General features: G+C 58.3%; 12 protein-coding genes and 1 tRNA gene. 5 read left to right on the top strand and 8 right to left on the bottom strand.

Annotated features, from left to right (window positions below):
* Window positions 1-96 precede the first annotated feature (96 nt).
* Both H7K56_RS22155 and H7K56_RS22150 read left to right on the top strand, forming a co-directional pair.
* Complete coding sequence (locus H7K56_RS22155) at window positions 97-1101, top strand: XdhC family protein (RefSeq protein WP_170264767.1); 1005 nt, start codon at window positions 97-99, stop codon at window positions 1099-1101.
* A gap of 199 nt (window positions 1102-1300) precedes the next feature.
* Window positions 1301-1438 carry a hypothetical protein gene (locus tag H7K56_RS22150; RefSeq protein WP_021509915.1) on the top strand — a complete coding sequence of 46 codons (138 nt, stop codon included), beginning with the start codon at window positions 1301-1303 and terminating at the stop codon, window positions 1436-1438.
* 161 nt (window positions 1439-1599) lie between these two features.
* On the opposite strand, the gene hxlB is transcribed toward H7K56_RS22150, so the two are convergent.
* The gene (gene hxlB, locus H7K56_RS22145; RefSeq protein WP_150361540.1) at window positions 1600-2160 is read right to left on the bottom strand and encodes a 6-phospho-3-hexuloisomerase; all 561 of its coding nucleotides are present in this window, start codon (window positions 2158-2160) and stop codon (window positions 1600-1602) included.
* Between the two features lie 802 nt (window positions 2161-2962).
* A tRNA-Ser gene (locus tag H7K56_RS22140) sits at window positions 2963-3050 on the bottom strand.
* A gap of 245 nt (window positions 3051-3295) precedes the next feature.
* Between H7K56_RS22140 and phoA the strand changes: the two genes are divergently transcribed.
* Complete coding sequence (gene phoA / locus H7K56_RS22135) at window positions 3296-4702, top strand: alkaline phosphatase (protein ID WP_150361538.1); 1407 nt, start codon at window positions 3296-3298, stop codon at window positions 4700-4702.
* A gap of 5 nt (window positions 4703-4707) precedes the next feature.
* Here the strand turns inward: phoA and H7K56_RS22130 are convergent, their stop codons facing one another.
* Complete coding sequence (locus H7K56_RS22130; RefSeq protein WP_233210693.1) at window positions 4708-5832, bottom strand: YbfB/YjiJ family MFS transporter; 1125 nt, start codon at window positions 5830-5832, stop codon at window positions 4708-4710.
* Between the two features lie 137 nt (window positions 5833-5969).
* Here H7K56_RS22130 and H7K56_RS22125 point away from each other — a divergent pair, with 137 nt between their 5' ends.
* The gene (locus H7K56_RS22125) at window positions 5970-6764 is read left to right on the top strand and encodes a helix-turn-helix transcriptional regulator (RefSeq protein ID WP_104093200.1); all 795 of its coding nucleotides are present in this window, start codon (window positions 5970-5972) and stop codon (window positions 6762-6764) included.
* Window positions 6765-6802: 38 nt separating this feature from the next.
* Here the strand turns inward: H7K56_RS22125 and gap are convergent, their stop codons facing one another.
* The 5 genes from gap to H7K56_RS22100 form a co-directional block, all read right to left on the bottom strand.
* Window positions 6803-7813: a type I glyceraldehyde-3-phosphate dehydrogenase gene (gap, locus tag H7K56_RS22120; protein ID WP_150361536.1), complete on the bottom strand. Its 1011-nt coding sequence runs from the start codon at window positions 7811-7813 to the stop codon at window positions 6803-6805.
* Window positions 7814-7890: 77 nt separating this feature from the next.
* Window positions 7891-8871 carry a GlxA family transcriptional regulator gene (locus tag H7K56_RS22115; RefSeq protein WP_150361535.1) on the bottom strand — a complete coding sequence of 327 codons (981 nt, stop codon included), beginning with the start codon at window positions 8869-8871 and terminating at the stop codon, window positions 7891-7893.
* Window positions 8872-9219: 348 nt separating this feature from the next.
* Complete coding sequence (locus H7K56_RS22110) at window positions 9220-9471, bottom strand: YmdA family protein (protein ID WP_150361533.1); 252 nt, start codon at window positions 9469-9471, stop codon at window positions 9220-9222.
* Window positions 9472-9718: 247 nt separating this feature from the next.
* Window positions 9719-12112, bottom strand: a complete 2394-nt coding sequence (locus H7K56_RS22105; RefSeq protein ID WP_150361531.1) for a glycoside hydrolase family 31 protein — start codon at window positions 12110-12112, stop codon at window positions 9719-9721.
* 11 nt (window positions 12113-12123) lie between these two features.
* Complete coding sequence (locus H7K56_RS22100) at window positions 12124-13425, bottom strand: MFS transporter (RefSeq protein WP_150361529.1); 1302 nt, start codon at window positions 13423-13425, stop codon at window positions 12124-12126.
* Window positions 13426-13789: 364 nt separating this feature from the next.
* On the opposite strand from H7K56_RS22100, the gene uxuA reads away from it, so the two are divergent.
* Window positions 13790-14968: a mannonate dehydratase gene (uxuA, locus tag H7K56_RS22095; RefSeq protein WP_150361527.1), complete on the top strand. Its 1179-nt coding sequence runs from the start codon at window positions 13790-13792 to the stop codon at window positions 14966-14968.
* The last annotated feature ends 17 nt before the right edge of the window (window positions 14969-14985 follow it).

Raw genomic sequence — 14985 nt, 5'->3', positions numbered from 1 at the left:
CTTGTAAAAATAGCTAACCTCAACCCGGCTGCGGCCGGGTTTTTCATTGCTATGATTACGGGACGAAAAGGGCGGAAACGATGAGCGGAGAAAGTCATGCACTCTCTTGATGTGCAGGTGGTAAGGATGGCGCAGCAGTGGGCGGAAGCGCAGCCGGTGTGGCTGTGTACCGTGCTCAGTACGTACGGCTCATCGCCGCGCCCGCCTGGCGCGATGATGGTGATTCGCGTCGATGGGCGCTACAGCGGTTCCCTTTCCGGCGGCTGCGTCGAGGAGAATTTTATCACCCGCGTTCAGCAGCAGGCGTTCTCTGCCGCCAGTCAACTGGTGCGCTACGGTGAGGGGGGCGACACGCCTGATCGCGCGCTGCCGTGCGGCGGCGTACTGGATATTCTGGTCGAACGGTTGCCTGCCGGTGCCGCCACGCTGCGCTATTTACAGCAGCTGGAGGATGCGCTGACCGGCGCGCGTGCTATCACCAAACGCCTGACGCTGCCGCAGCCGTGTCACGCGCTCGAACCGGCGCCCTATACCCGTCGCACCCGCACCCAGGTCACTGATGGTGAAATCGTTCTGACCCTGAGTGCCGCGCCGCGCCTGATCCTTGCCGGACTCTCCAGCGTCGCCGTGTACTGTGCCAACTTCGCGCTGGCGCTGGGATTCGAAACCATCGTCTGTGAACACCGTGAAGAGGTGCTGAGCAATATGGCGGCCGAACTGGCGCCGGACGTCAAACTGGTGCAGCAGTTTCCGGCGGTGTATCTGGAACGCGAGGGCTGCCATGCCGCCACGGCGATCCTCTCGCTGACCCATGATGCGCGTATTGACGATCTCACCATGATGGAAGCGGTCAATCTGCCGGCATTTTATCTCGGTGCGATGGGCTCGCAGCGCAACAGCGCAAAACGCAAAGCGCGCCTGAGCGCGATTGCGGAGCTGACGCCGGCGCAGTTGCAGCGCATTCACGCACCGGTTGGGCTGGATATCGGCAGCAAAACCCCGGCGGAGATCGCGCTGGCAATCATGGCGGATATTGTGCGTCACAAAAATGGGTTAGCGGCAACGGATGCGCTTAGCCCGGTGCACGCAGCGTCTGAATGATCACATCACTCATCCCACGAAAAACCCGGATGCACCAGGACGCCAGCAGACGGGCAAACGGCTATGCCAAATTTTCGCGCCGCAAATAATCAATAAGCTGTGCTTTATGTTTCATGATGTGATCAACGCTTGCGCTTTACCGGTAACATCTTATCTTCAGAGAAGCGCGTACAAACACCTGAACTGAGAAGGGGTATTTATGGCTAAGCGTCATTGGATTAAATCAATTGAAATTACAGCAATTATTGTCTTCGCGCTGGTGATCGCCTGGCTGGCCGTCACGGGCATCCTGTCATCAACCGGCCTCGATCATGCGTGGCCTTATCCACATCAATAACTGAGTCCGACACCAGGGAAATCAATTACGCTTAAATATAAACAGAATAAATTATCTAACCTGCACACCCGTGTCAGCGGCGATACCGTATCACCACACAGGGTTTCGGTGTCAGATTTGCCGCGTATAAATCAGCGACGTTCGGGAAACACGTTATGCTGTTATTCGAAGTCCGCATGGCGGCTGAACATGCTCTCGCTGGTTTCACCGCACTGATGCATGATTTCAAGCACCATGGCGTCACAGGTGATGAAGCAAAGCTGCTCAAAGGCCGAGCCCATTGGCTGCGAGAATCGTCCGGCGCTGCGTGCGTTATCGGTTTTAACGTTGCCGGGTAACACCAACACGCATTTGGCCAGTCTGCCGATGCCTGAATCTGCTTTCAGGGTAATCAGCGCCACATCGACACCGCGCTCAACGGCGTTCAGCGCCAGCGCTTTCAGGCTCGCGGTTTCGCCACTGCCAGAACCAATAATCAACAAATCGCCAGGTCTGGAGTGGGGTGACGAGATTTCACCCACCATGCTGACAGAGAAACCCAGATGCAACAGACGGTTAGCGAACGCGCGGATAGCAATGCCGCTGCGCCCGGCGCCCTGCAGGAAAATGTGTTTCGCGCTGCGAATTTGTGCAATCAATGCCTGCGCCTGGCTCTCGTCTATCTGCCGGGCGTTGTGCGCGAGTTCGGTAAGAATATGGGATACGTTTGACTGAACGGCCATGTTAACGCTCTCCCGTCAGGCAATGGTTCGTCCGTCTCATTAAGCAGCGAAAAGAATGGCCGGAACATGGCTGGTGCTTTTTCAGTCTGGTCATAGTGCATTCCCTCTTAATTCAGCGACATCATCAGTGGATGAAAAGGATACCCTGCAGAATTTCCGGTAAGAGTACACGGTCCGCTGCCCACGCGATATTGCAGCGAAAGGGGATCTTTCGATTATGCGTCCTGTGGCACAAAAGCGTTCGGAGAACAGACAAATAAAAATGCCCGGCTGTTAACCGGGCACTTTTATATGAATGATGGCAGTGAGGGGGGGATTGATGTCACTCAGCACATTCCTGTGCCTCGCCCTTTGGGTGGCTTGCAGCCATGCAAAACGGCTATCCTGCCGTTTTGTCGCTTCGCTCACCCTGCGGGCAGCGTCGCAGGCTCCGCTGTCCAACTGGCATGCGCCAGTTGTCGAACCCCCCATCGGGGATTCTCATCCCCCCCACGTCTGGAGAATATAAATGAAAAAAGCCCGTACTTGCGTACAGGCTCTTCTCTGAATGATGGCGGTGAGGGGGGGATTGATGTCACTCGGCACATTCCTGTGCCTCGCCCTCCGGGTGGCTTGCAGCCATGCAAAACGGCTATCCTGCCGTTTTGTCACTTCGCTCACCCTGCGGGCAGCGTCGCATGCTCCGCTGTCCAACTGGCATGCGCCAGTTGTCGAACCTCCAATCGGGGATTCTCATCCCCCCACGCCTGGAGAATATAAATGAAAAAAGCCCGTACTTGCGTACAGGCTCTTCTCTGAATGATGGCGGTGAGGGGGGGATTCGAACCCCCGATACGTTGCCGTATACACACTTTCCAGGCGTGCTCCTTCAGCCACTCGGACACCTCACCACATTTTTTTTGTTAACCGCACTGGGTCAACGGGGCGCTACTATAGGGAGTTCAGCGATAAGGGTCAAGGGCTATTTTCTCCTTTTTTTCTATTCGCTTAACCTCTGCGCAGATTGCCTTAAGCCTCTCCACTTTGCCGCTTTTGTCATCAAAACATTCCTTAACTGACACAAAAGTGTCACCGCACTGTCGCAGACTTGTCGTCGGAAACATTTGGTTATATCTACGGATAAGGATGCTGATAAATGAAACGCTTACCTCTTTTCACGCTCTCTCTGCTGGCTTCACTCACCACCACGTCCGCGCTGGCAGAGATCGCCAGCTATCAACGCGCCGCCACCGGCGATATCACCCAGCACGGCGGCGCGCGTCGCCTGAGCGGCGACCAGACCGAGGCGCTGAAAGCCTCATTGAGCAATAGCACGGCGAAGAATGTCATCCTGCTGATTGGCGATGGCATGGGCGATTCCGAAATCACCGCGGCACGCAATCAGGCAATGGGGGCCGGCGGCTTCTTTCCCGGTATTGATGCGCTGCCGCTCACCGGCCAGTACACCCATTACTCGCTGGACAAGAAAACGCATAAGCCAAACTACGTAACGGATTCTGCCGCGTCGGCCACCGCCTGGGCCACCGGCACGAAAACCTATAACGGCGCGATTGGTGTCGATGTCAACGGCACAGATCAGGTTACGCTGCTTGAGCTGGCCAAAGCAGCCGGTAAAGCCACCGGCAACGTCTCGACCGCAGAACTGCAGGATGCCACGCCGGCCGCGCTGATGGCGCACGTCACCTCGCGCAAATGCTACGGCCCGGAAAAAACCACTGAGCTGTGTCCGGGTAACGCGCTGGAGCAGGGCGGGAAAGGATCGATCAGCGAGCAGCTGCTGCAAACCCGTCCCGACGTCACGCTGGGCGGCGGTGCCAAATCTTTCGCTGAGCGGGCTAAAGCGGGTGATTTTCAGGGCAAAACCCTGCGCGAGCAGGCCGAAGTACGGGGATTCCAGCTGGTCGATAATCTCGCCGCGCTGAATGCGGTACAGCAGGCGAATCAACAGACGCCACTGCTGGGGCTGTTCTCGGAGGGCAACATGCCGGTGCGCTGGCAGGGGCCGAAAGCCAGCTATCACGGTAATCTGGATAAACCGGTGGTGACCTGTGAGGTCAACAAAGATCGTCCGGCATCAATGTCAACCCTGGCGCAGATGACGCAAAAAGCCATCGACCTGCTCAGCCACAACGACAACGGCTTCTTCCTGCAGGTGGAGGGCGCGTCGATTGATAAGCAGGATCACGCTGCTAACCCGTGCGGTCAGATTGGTGAAACCGTCGATTTAGATGAGGCGGTGCAGGTAGCGCTGGCGTATGCGCGCGAGCACGGCGATACGCTGGTGGTGGTCACCGCCGATCACGCGCACAGCAGCCAGATCGTCGAAAACGGTACCAAAGCGCCGGGTCTGACTCAGGCGCTCAACACCAAAGATGGCGCGGTGATGACCATCAGCTACGGTAACTCGGAAGAGGATTCCCAGGAGCACACCGGCACCCAGTTGCGCATCGCGGCCTATGGTCCGCACGCGGCGAATGTGGTCGGCCTGACCGATCAGACCGACCTGTTCTTCACGCTGAAGCAGGCGATGGCACTGAAGTAAGCGCGTCAGTGCGGGCGGATGCGGAGCACCAGCAGTCCGCCCAGCACCAGTCCGCCAGCGGCCAGCAGCAGCGCGGGGTGCAGTGAAGCAAAAATCTGCACGCTGGCAGCGGAGATCAGCGGCCCGATTAGCTGGCCAGTGGCATAGCCTGACGTCAATATCGCCACGGTTTTTGCCACGCTGATATTGGAGACGGCGCGCGCCAGCTGCATCGACAGCTGCATAATCGAAAGAAACCCCAGCCCGACCATCACCGTTGAGATCAGCAGCCCGTTCACGCCCGGGATGAGCACGCCGCTGGCCACGCCCAGCCCCTGCAGGATCATAATCCACGCCAGGCTGAGGCGCGTATTCAGGCGCGCTGAAAACAGCATAATTAGCACCACACCAGCCACTGCGCAAAGTCCAAACAGCGGCCAGAAAAGCGCTGCCAGCTGACCCTGAGCAAACAGGCTATGCGCCATTTGTGACAGAAACGTCGCGGGCAAAATGTAGCCGAAACCGGCCAGCGTATAGGCCAGCCATAGCCGTTTCACCTCGTGACCCGGAGCCGCCGACGCACTTTCCCGCTGCCGGGCTGGGAGCGACGCGGGCAGCGCGCGCCACACCAGCAGCACGCCAGCCAGCGCTACCACGCCGTAGAGTTGCCAGGCACGATCGTCATTCAGGTCTAACCGGGTGATAAGCCACGCCAGCACGCCGCTCAGGGTGATGCCGGCTCCCGGGCCGGCAAATACCGCGGCGGACATGCGCGGGGCCTGCTGCTGTGCCAGCACCATCTGCGTCCAGGAGGTGACGATAATCAGGGCCCAGGCACCACCGATACCCGCCACCATACGGAACAGGCACTGCAGCACCCAGGCATGACTAAAGCCGGAGAGCAGAGTCACCAGCGCGGTGGCCAGCAAACCGGCCTTCAGGTAGCGCGCGTGATGGGCGGTGATCCGGCTCACGTGCAGTGCGCCCAGCAGGTAGCCGATGTAATTCATCGCCGCCAGCACGCCAGCGCTGGATAGCGTCAGGTGACCGTTGGCGATCATCAGCGGGATCTGCGGCGTGAGTGAAAAGCGGCCGATACCCATTACCACAATCAGGGTCACCATGCCGGTGAGCATGGTGATCAGGCTCACTCGGGGGTGCCGGACTGCTTGCCGTCCGGCGGAAACTGAATCTGCTGACATACTTTGCTTTACTCCGCTGAGATACCTTACTCTGTCCGGTGATAGTAAATGTCAATCAGTCAGTTAAAAATGGGGTGGTTTATCCTATGACTACAGGTCATACCCAGGCCGTAAAATCGCGTGGTGAAGATGTGAAAAACTTCCTTACCCGCCATCGCGCGCGTATTGATCCGCAGATCTATGGCTTCAGCCGGCAAAACCGACGCGTCAGCGGACTGCGGCGCGAAGAAGTGGCACAGCTGGCGGCGGTCAGCGTCAGCTGGTACACCTGGCTCGAGCAGGGTCGCGACATCAGTATTTCGCCCGCCGCGCTGCAGCGCATCGGCAAAGTGCTACAACTCTCGGTCACCGAGCAGGAGTATCTTGAAGCGCTGGTGTTTGGTAATGCGCATTCGCAACCCTTCAGCCATGAATTGCCGCCTGAGGTGAGGGCGATGGTGGATGCGCTGGACCCGCATCCGGCATTTGTGCGCCGCGCCAACATGGATATTGTCTACTGGAATCCGGCAGCGCAGTCGCTGATTGTCGACTGGGCGGCCCTGCCACCGGCGGATCGCAACTCGCTCAAGCTGATGTTCATCAGTGAAGCCTACCAGCAGCGCATTCATGGCTGGGAAGAGGCGGCGCGCCATACGCTGTCGGCGTTTCGCGCCGGTTATGCCGCCAGCAATCAGGCGCAGGAATTCGAGGTGGTGATCGAAGATTTGCTGGCGCGCAGCGCCGGGTTTCGCACGCTGTGGAATGACCATGATGTGGGGAAAATTGGCGCGGGCAATAAAACCCTGATTGATGTCGAAGGCAGGATGCAGACATATACCTTTACCTCACTGCAAATTGAGCAGGCACCGGGAATGCATCTGATCTTCTATCTGGCGCATTAGCGCGGCGTGCGCAGGTCGGGCGCACGCCGCCGGGGAGATTACAGACCGCGCTGTGCCATCAGGCGCGCGAGGTCAACCAGACGGTTGGAGAAGCCCCATTCGTTATCGTACCAGGCAAGGATCTTCACCAGGTTGCCACCAATCACCAGCGTGGATAAGCCGTCGATGATCGATGAGCGCGCATCGCCCTGATAATCGCTGGAAACCAGCGGCTCATCGCTGTAGCCGAGGATACCCTGCAGCGGGCCCACAGCAGCAGCGGCTTTAAAGGCGTCATTCACCTCTTCGGCCGTCACGTCGCGTTTCAGCGTCACCGTCAGATCCACCACCGAGACCACTGGTACCGGCACGCGCAGCGAGTAACCGGTTAAGCGGCCTTCCAGTTCCGGAATCACCCGGCCAAGCGCTTTAGCTGCGCCGCTGGAGTAGGGCACAATCGACAGCGCCGCCGCACGCGCGCCGCGCAGATCTTTCTCTGGCTGGTCATGCAGCGCCTGGCTGTTGGTATAGGCATGGGTGGTGTTCATCAGACCGTGCTCAATACCAAACGCCTGATGCAGCACCTGCGCGGCCGGTGCCAGGCCGTTGGTGGTACAGCTGCCGTTACTCACCACAAAGTGCTGCTGCGGATCGTAGCGCTGGTCGTTGACGCCCATCACAATCGTCAAATCATCATTTTTGCCCGGCGCAGAGATGATCACGCGTTTGGCGCCGCCGTGCGTGATATGCACCGCGGCTTTGTCACGCTCGGTAAAAAAGCCGGTGGCTTCGATGACGATATCCACGCCCACGTCACGCCAGCGAATATTGGCCGGATCGCGCTCGCTGAACACCCGCACAGGTTTGCCATCAATGCGCAGCTCGCCGTCGCCAGCGCTGACTTCGGCCGGCAACCGACCCAGCAGAGAGTCGTGCTTCAGCAGATGCGCCAGCGTTTTGCTGTCGGTGAGATCGTTAATCGCCACAATATCGATGTCGCTGCTGCCGAGCGCGGCGCGGAATACGTTACGTCCGATACGGCCAAAACCGTTAATGCCTACCTTGATCATGACTGACTCCTTAGTGAAGTTACTGCAGTCACTGTAGGCCTGGTGTGCACTGGCGTAAACGACAAAAAAGGATCACTTTACGCCATTTTGCGGCTGTGAAAGCGCTGGCGATATTCGTTGGGCGTGAGATGCAGCTGGCGCTCGAAGCTGCGCCGCAGGTTGATGCTGCTGCCAAAGCCGGTGGCGATGGCAATGCGTTCCAGCGTCTCGCGCGTCTGCTCCAGCCGCTCGCGCGCCGCCGCCAGCCGCGCTTCTGCCACATAGCGCGCCGGTGAAACGCCGGTTTCGCGGCTGAACACGCGGGTAAAGTTACGTGGGCTCATCGCCACCTGGGCCGCCAGGTTCTCTACCGACAGGTCTTCCGCCAGATGGGCGGCGATCCAGCTCTGCAGCTGAGCAATCGGCCCCGACTCGCTGACGGACTGCAGGTGAAAGCGGCTGAACTGCATCTGGCCGCCGGGACGACGCAGATACATCACCATATCCTGCGCGATGTCGCGCGCCACGCTGAAACCAAAATCTCCCTCTACCAGCGCCAGCGTCAGATCGAAGCCGGAGCTGACGCCGCCAGAGGTCCAGATTGGGCCATCCTGGATATACAGCGGGCCGCCTTCAACCTGCACGCGCGGATAGCTGGCCTGCAGCGTGTCCAGCAGACGCCAGTGGCTGGTGGCGCGCCGGCCATCCAGCAATCCCGCCTCCGCCAGCAGCATCGCCGCACCGCAAATCGACACCACGCGGCGCGCCTGTGGGGCAGCCAGCTTAATCCAGTCCACCACCATGTTGCGTTCTTCGGGGTTATCACCGCGGCCGGTAATCATGATGGTGTCCCAGCGTTCGCGCGGATCGAGTTCAGCCAGTTTGAGGTCGGCGAGCAGATTGAGGCCGGACTGGCCGTGGATCACCTGGTGCGGCTGCGTGGTCGCAATGCTGATACGATAGCGTGCGCCAGCGACGCCCACCGGCAGGTGCAGGTTGGCGTGCATCAGGATGTCGGCGATACCCGCCGCTTCGAACAGCATGCCGCCGTCCGGGACAATAATCAGAAAGGTTTTCATGGCGTAAAATGTACCTGCGCCACGAAAGAAGTCAATGTGCGATGGGCGATCAGGCGCGCGAGCTGAATACCCGGCCGCGGCCATCAGACGGGGCATTTCCGGCGGCACCGTACAGGCGCTATTTTTATATAAAATCATGAAGTCGCAAATGATGCTTATATCCCTCATCATGCAGTTAAAAATATCTGCAGACTGAAGCGTTGGATGCCAGATTAATCAGATGCCTGTTATTTTGGAAGTGAAATGCCTGGATGGGTTAAGAGAAACTCTATTTTATAAAGCATTCCTTTGCCAGGCAGTGATAATGACTACGATAATGAGCAGCTGAGTAAATCAGACTTAAAACCATCAATTATATTCAACCTGCAGAAAAGTCAAACCACGCTCCCGGGTAATGCGCGCGGTGCCCAGCGCGTAAGGTAATTCACGCGCGGCACCATTAACCTGCAGGGTTTCGCTCTTTTTAATCCCTTCGCGCGTGCAGTTCAGCGAGACGCTGCGCGTCACGGCATAATCACAGGAGGGTTCAACGATCGCGCCGACGAACGTGATTTGACCGTCGGCGGCAAGGGTGGCGTGGCTGGCAAGTAAAGCTATCATCGGTAACAGCAATCTTTTCATCACAGAGGCCCTTTGAGAAGTCGGGAATTATCCGGTTATATGTCGTCTTAATGACTAATAGCGCGCCAAAGTTGAATATTGCTTAAACCGGATAGATTTATTAGCGGGATAACGTCGGGATAGAAAACGGGCAGATATCGTGGTGGTGTAAGCTGCTGAGGGAGAGAAAAGCGGGCTGTGGTGAAGTTAAGCAGGCGCACCCGACATCGGTGCGCTCCTGCTTTTATCAGCTGCGGGAAATCTGAGCCAGCGTCACGTCGGCTGGCGCAGCGTCTGCGGCGACACCGTCGATAAACAGCGCACGCTGTTCACTGGCGGGCAGGGTAATCTGCAACGTTTGCCATGCCGGCTGATAATCACCCTTGCGCCGCAACGTAAGGTGAATGGCTGTGGCTTCGCAGCGCATTTCCCACTGCAGCCACAGCGCATTGCCCTGCTGATAGCCCCAGGACTCGCCATCATCTTCGAACAGTTCACCGTGGCTAACGCCTTTGCCCTGCAACGGGTAAAGCTGCAGCGTGCGACGATCGTCTGCGGCGGCCTCGACGTGAGCAATTCGCTCGCTGAGTGGCAGTGCCGCACCTGCGCGCACCAGCAGCGGCTGCGTTTCCAGGGGCGCAGGTAAGGTGATCCACTGACCCCCGCTATACCACTGCTGCGTGGCGAAATCATACCAGCCTGTCTGGTTGTCGGGCAGCCACAGGCGGCGTTCACGCTGGCCGGGTTCCACTACGCTGGCGACCAGCAGATCGCGGCCGAGCAGGAATTCATCACACTCAGCAAAGGTCTGGGCATCATGTTCATGATCGAGGAACGTCGGACGTAGCATCGGTTCATCGTCCGCATGCGCCTGCCACAGCAGCGTGTAAAGATACGGCAGCAGGCGATAGCGCAGCGCAATGGCCGCCCGAATCGCGGGTGTGACCGAAGGATACATCCACGGCTCATTCACGGTGTGATCGTCATTCCATGAATGAATGGTGAAGCGCGGATGCATGACGCCATTCTGCACCCAGCGCATAAACAGCTCTGCGTCGGGTTTATCCCCCGAGAAGCCGCCGACGTCGTGACCGACGTTATACAAGCCGGACAGGCTCATGCCGAGGCCCATGCGAATGTTGTAGCGCAGCGAGGTCCAGTTGGTGCGGTTATCGCCGCTCCAGGTTTGAACGTAGCGCTGCATCCCGGCGCAGCCGGAGCGCGAAATCAGGAACGGTCGCTGTTGGGGGGCAAAGCGCTGTTGCGCTTCCATCGAGGCGCGCATCATCAGCAGCGGCATCACCGGGCGAATGTGCTTGATGGCAATCGGCGTACCGAAGCCGTGGCAGCGCGCTTCACCGTCCCAGACTTCATACTCGTTGTTATCATTCCAGGTGGCGTCGATGCCTTTTTCCAGCAGCTGACGGGTGACGTTCTCCTGCCACCAGGCCACCGTTTGCGGATGGGTGAAATCGAGATGCGATCCTTCATCATCCCAGAACACCGAGCGCTCTGGCACATCCTCTTCCGAATCGCGGATAAACAGTCCCTGAGCTGCGACTTCTTCATAGCGCGGGTGATCCTGCAGCAGGCAGGGTTTGATGTTGGCCGCCAGGCGCAGCCCGGCATCGTGAAACGCCTCGCTCATCGCTTCCGGCTGCGGCACTTTGTCGTAGTTCCAGTTGAACACATAACGCTTGTTATTGATGGAGGTATAGCCCGAGGAGAGCTGGAAGGAGTCGCACGGAATAGCGTGCTCTTCGCACAGGCGGATGAAGTTCATCAGCTGATTTTGCGCATCCGGCGCATCGGTATAATGCATGGTCGAGCCGCTGTAGCCCAGACTCCATTTGGGGCCGAACAGCGTTTTGCCGGTCAGGCGTACGAAGGTTTTGGTGATATCCAGCACCCGCTTACCGACAAACAGGTAGTAATCGATATCGCCACTCTCCGCCTGCCAGCGGCGATACGGCTGGTGATAGTTATCCAGCTCGTTACCCAGATCGAACCAGCTGGTGCTGAGGTTATCGTAGAACAGGCCAAAGCTGACGTCGTTACGCCGCGTGAGGGTGAAGGGCACATGTTTGTACAGCGGATCGGTGGAGGAGGCGTTGTAACCCATAGCATCCAGATTACGCATCTCAAAGCGTTTGCCGTTGCGTTGCAGATCGCCAGTTTTTTCGCCCAGACCGTAGTAGCGGTCGTCCGCCATGCGGCGCTGATAGTGCGCCACGCCGTCGCCGTGTGCGTTGATCTGATAGGCGCTGGTGGGGCGATCGCCGGTCAGCAGTTGCCAGTCGCCTGCGGCATCACGGTACTGCCACTCCAGCGCCAGCGGCTGACGCACTATCACGCGCAGCGTGTCGGTACTGATGGTCAGACAATTGGCTTCTTCCTCCAGCGTAAAACCGGGCAGGCTAAACCCGGCCAGGCTGTCGCGCGGACGCCCTTCCCATGGAACATCCTGTTCCGGCGCAATGCTCCAGGTGCGGTCCAGACTGTAGTTGCCGTGGCGCTTGATCACCACGCGGAACAGACCTTTTTCCAGCACGTACAGGCACAGATGGTGTTTGCCATCGACGTTAAGCACCACATGGTGACGATCAGAATGGGCTAAAGACCAGTTTTTTAAGGTTTTCATCGTTACCTACTTCATTGGGTCGCTGAACGACGCTCAGCAATAAACGCAATCAGGAAGACTGCACCGATCAGGTCAAAAAAGCCCATGGCGACAAACAGCGGGTTAAAGCCGATTTTGTCAGCCGTCACGCCAATCACCAGCGAAAACAGGAAGCTGGAGATCCAGGCAAACGAGCCGCGCATGCCATTCACCGTGGCCATCTGGCCCTTATCAAATTTTTCCACCACCAGCGCACTCAACATGCAGGAAATGATCTGATGACCAAAACCGCCAATCGAGATCAGGGCAATCGCGACGTAGGGGTCTTTGGTCATCGCCACCAGTGCCAGCGACAGCATCAGAAAGGCGCCGGTGACCGAGCTGGCGACAACGGAATTTACCAGCCTGAAGCCAAACAGCCGGGTATAGATGCGCGTCAGGTAGCCGCTGGCTGCACTGCCGAGATCCGCCGCGAGGAACGGCAGCCAGGCGAACATGGCAATCTGTTTCAGGTCCATTCCCAGGTCTTTTGCCAGATAGAGCGGTACCCAGAAGCTCAGCACGCCCCATGCCGGTTCAGCCATAAAAGCGGGAATGGCGATACCGTAAAAACGCTTGTTTCTGGAGACGGTTTTCAGGGCTTTGAAAAAGGGCAGTTTGACCGCCGGTGGCTCATTATCCTGACGAATAAAGGCCAGCTCATCGCTGCTGAGATTCGGGTTACGTTCCGGATCGCGATACAACAGCCACCACAGCACCACCCAGCCCAGAGCCAGACAGCCGGTAAACAGGAATGCGCCCTGCCAGCCGAACGAGGCGTGGGCAAAGTAGATGATGGGAGGCGCCAGCATGGCGCCAATCGAGAAGCCGACGCCGGCCCAGCCGGCCGCGATCGGACGCTCTTTTTTCGGGAACCATTCACCAATCACTTTGGCGTTAGCCGGCGTGGCGGCCGCTTCAGCTCCGCCCATGACAAAGCGCAAAATGGCCAGGTGCAACCAGCTGGCGGCGCCGGCATGTAACAGACAGGCCAGCGCCCAGATGGTGGCGCAGATGAAGAAGCCGAGTTTGAGGCCAATGACGTCAATCAGCCAGCCGCAGATCGGTTGAAAGAAGGTATAAGCCAGCTGAAAAGCGCCGACTATCCATGAATATTGTTCTGTGGTGATGCCGAGACTGGTTTTCAGCTCGGGGGCCAGAATACCTAACGAGTTACGGGTAATGTAGTTAACGGTGACACCGGCGAGAAAAAGCACCAGCACCCACCAGCGCAGATGACGGATGACGCGTTTCGTGCCGGTTGCGGCAATCCCTGGGTTCAAACTGCGGTTCATCGGATTCTCCATTCATTATTAACAGCATGTGTGAGCAACGTCTGTGACTGCCTGGCCGGAGGTGGAGTTCATACCGGCCAGCGCATAACCCCTGGCCCTTGATTGCCGGGCGTGGCGTGATGCGTCCTGTTCTAACTATCCGCCGGGAGTGAACCACAGTTAGGCCAGGTGGTCGCCAGCCTGATGTGGTATTTGTGATCTGGTTAACCAAAATCATTTATCAGGTTGACTTCCGCCGGTGAAAGGCCGAATTTGACGCTGCGCAGCCACTTTTTATGACTCATAAAGCGCTTCGCTTGTAATATTGGTCAACCAAAATGGAAGGGCTTTGAGGATGATGCTCAGGCCCGCAGGAGAAAACGACATGAAGCAGACCTGGCGCTGGTATGGCCCTGACGATCCCGTTTCACTCGCCGATGCCCGACAGGCGGGCGCTACCGGCATTGTGACTGCCCTGCATCACATCCCGAACTGCGAGGTGTGGCCGGTGGAGGAGATTTTGCAGCGCAAAGCGATGATTGAAGCGGCCGGGCTGGTCTGGTCGGTGGTAGAGAGTGTGCCGATCCATGAGGAGCTCAAAACCGGCGGCGGGCAGTGCCAAAAGTGGATCAGCAACTATCAGCAGTCGCTGCGCAATCTGGCGCAGTGCGGCATCCACACCGTGTGCTACAACTTCATGCCGATTCTGGACTGGACGCGCACCGACCTGGCGTTCGAGCTGCCGGATGGCGCGAAAGCGCTGCGCTTCGATCAGATTGAATTTGCGGTATTCGAGCTGCATATCCTGCAGCGTCAGGGCGCAGAAAATGATTACAGCGCTGACGAGATAGCCCAGGCCGCTGCGCGCTTCGCCAGCATGAGCGAAGAGCACAAGCTGCGGCTAACGCGTAACATCATCGCCGGATTACCCGGCGCGGAAGAGGGCTATACGCTGGCGCAGTTTCGTGCTCAGCTGGCGCGCTATGACGGCATCGACAAAGCCCGGCTGCGCGAGCACTTTGCCACGTTTTTGCGCGGCATCATCCCGGTTGCTGAAGAGGTCGGTATTCGCATGGCGGTACATCCGGACGATCCGCCGCGCCCGATCCTCGGCCTGCCGCGTATCGTCTCCAATGCCGACGACCTGCAGTGGATGATCGACACCATCGACAGCCCGGCCAACGGCTTCACGATGTGTACCGGTTCGTACGGCGTACTGGCGGAAAATGATTTAGCCGGCATGGTGAAACGTTTTGGGCCGCGCATCTATTTTGCCCATCTGCGCTCAACCCGGCGTGAAGCCAACCCCAAAACTTTCCACGAAGCCGCGCACCTTGGCGGCGATGTCGATATGTTTGCGGTGATCAAAGCGATTGCCGAAGAGGAGCAGCGCCGTCGTAATGCGGGGCAGGAAGACCTGATCCCGATGCGGCCCGACCACGGGCATCAGATGCTGGACGATCTGCACAAGAAAACCAACCCGGGTTATTCCGCGATTGGCCGGCTGAAAGGTCTGGCTGAGATTCGTGGCGTTGAGCTGGCGATACACCGCGCCTTTTTCTGACGCCGGTCGCCCTGTAC

Origin of the sequence: Pantoea dispersa (genome assembly GCF_014155765.1) — a bacterium.
In the GTDB taxonomy this organism is placed as follows: domain Bacteria; phylum Pseudomonadota; class Gammaproteobacteria; order Enterobacterales; family Enterobacteriaceae; genus Pantoea; species Pantoea dispersa.
Note: the sequence above shows the minus strand (reverse complement) of the source record. Positions and strands in the feature narration are given on the sequence as shown.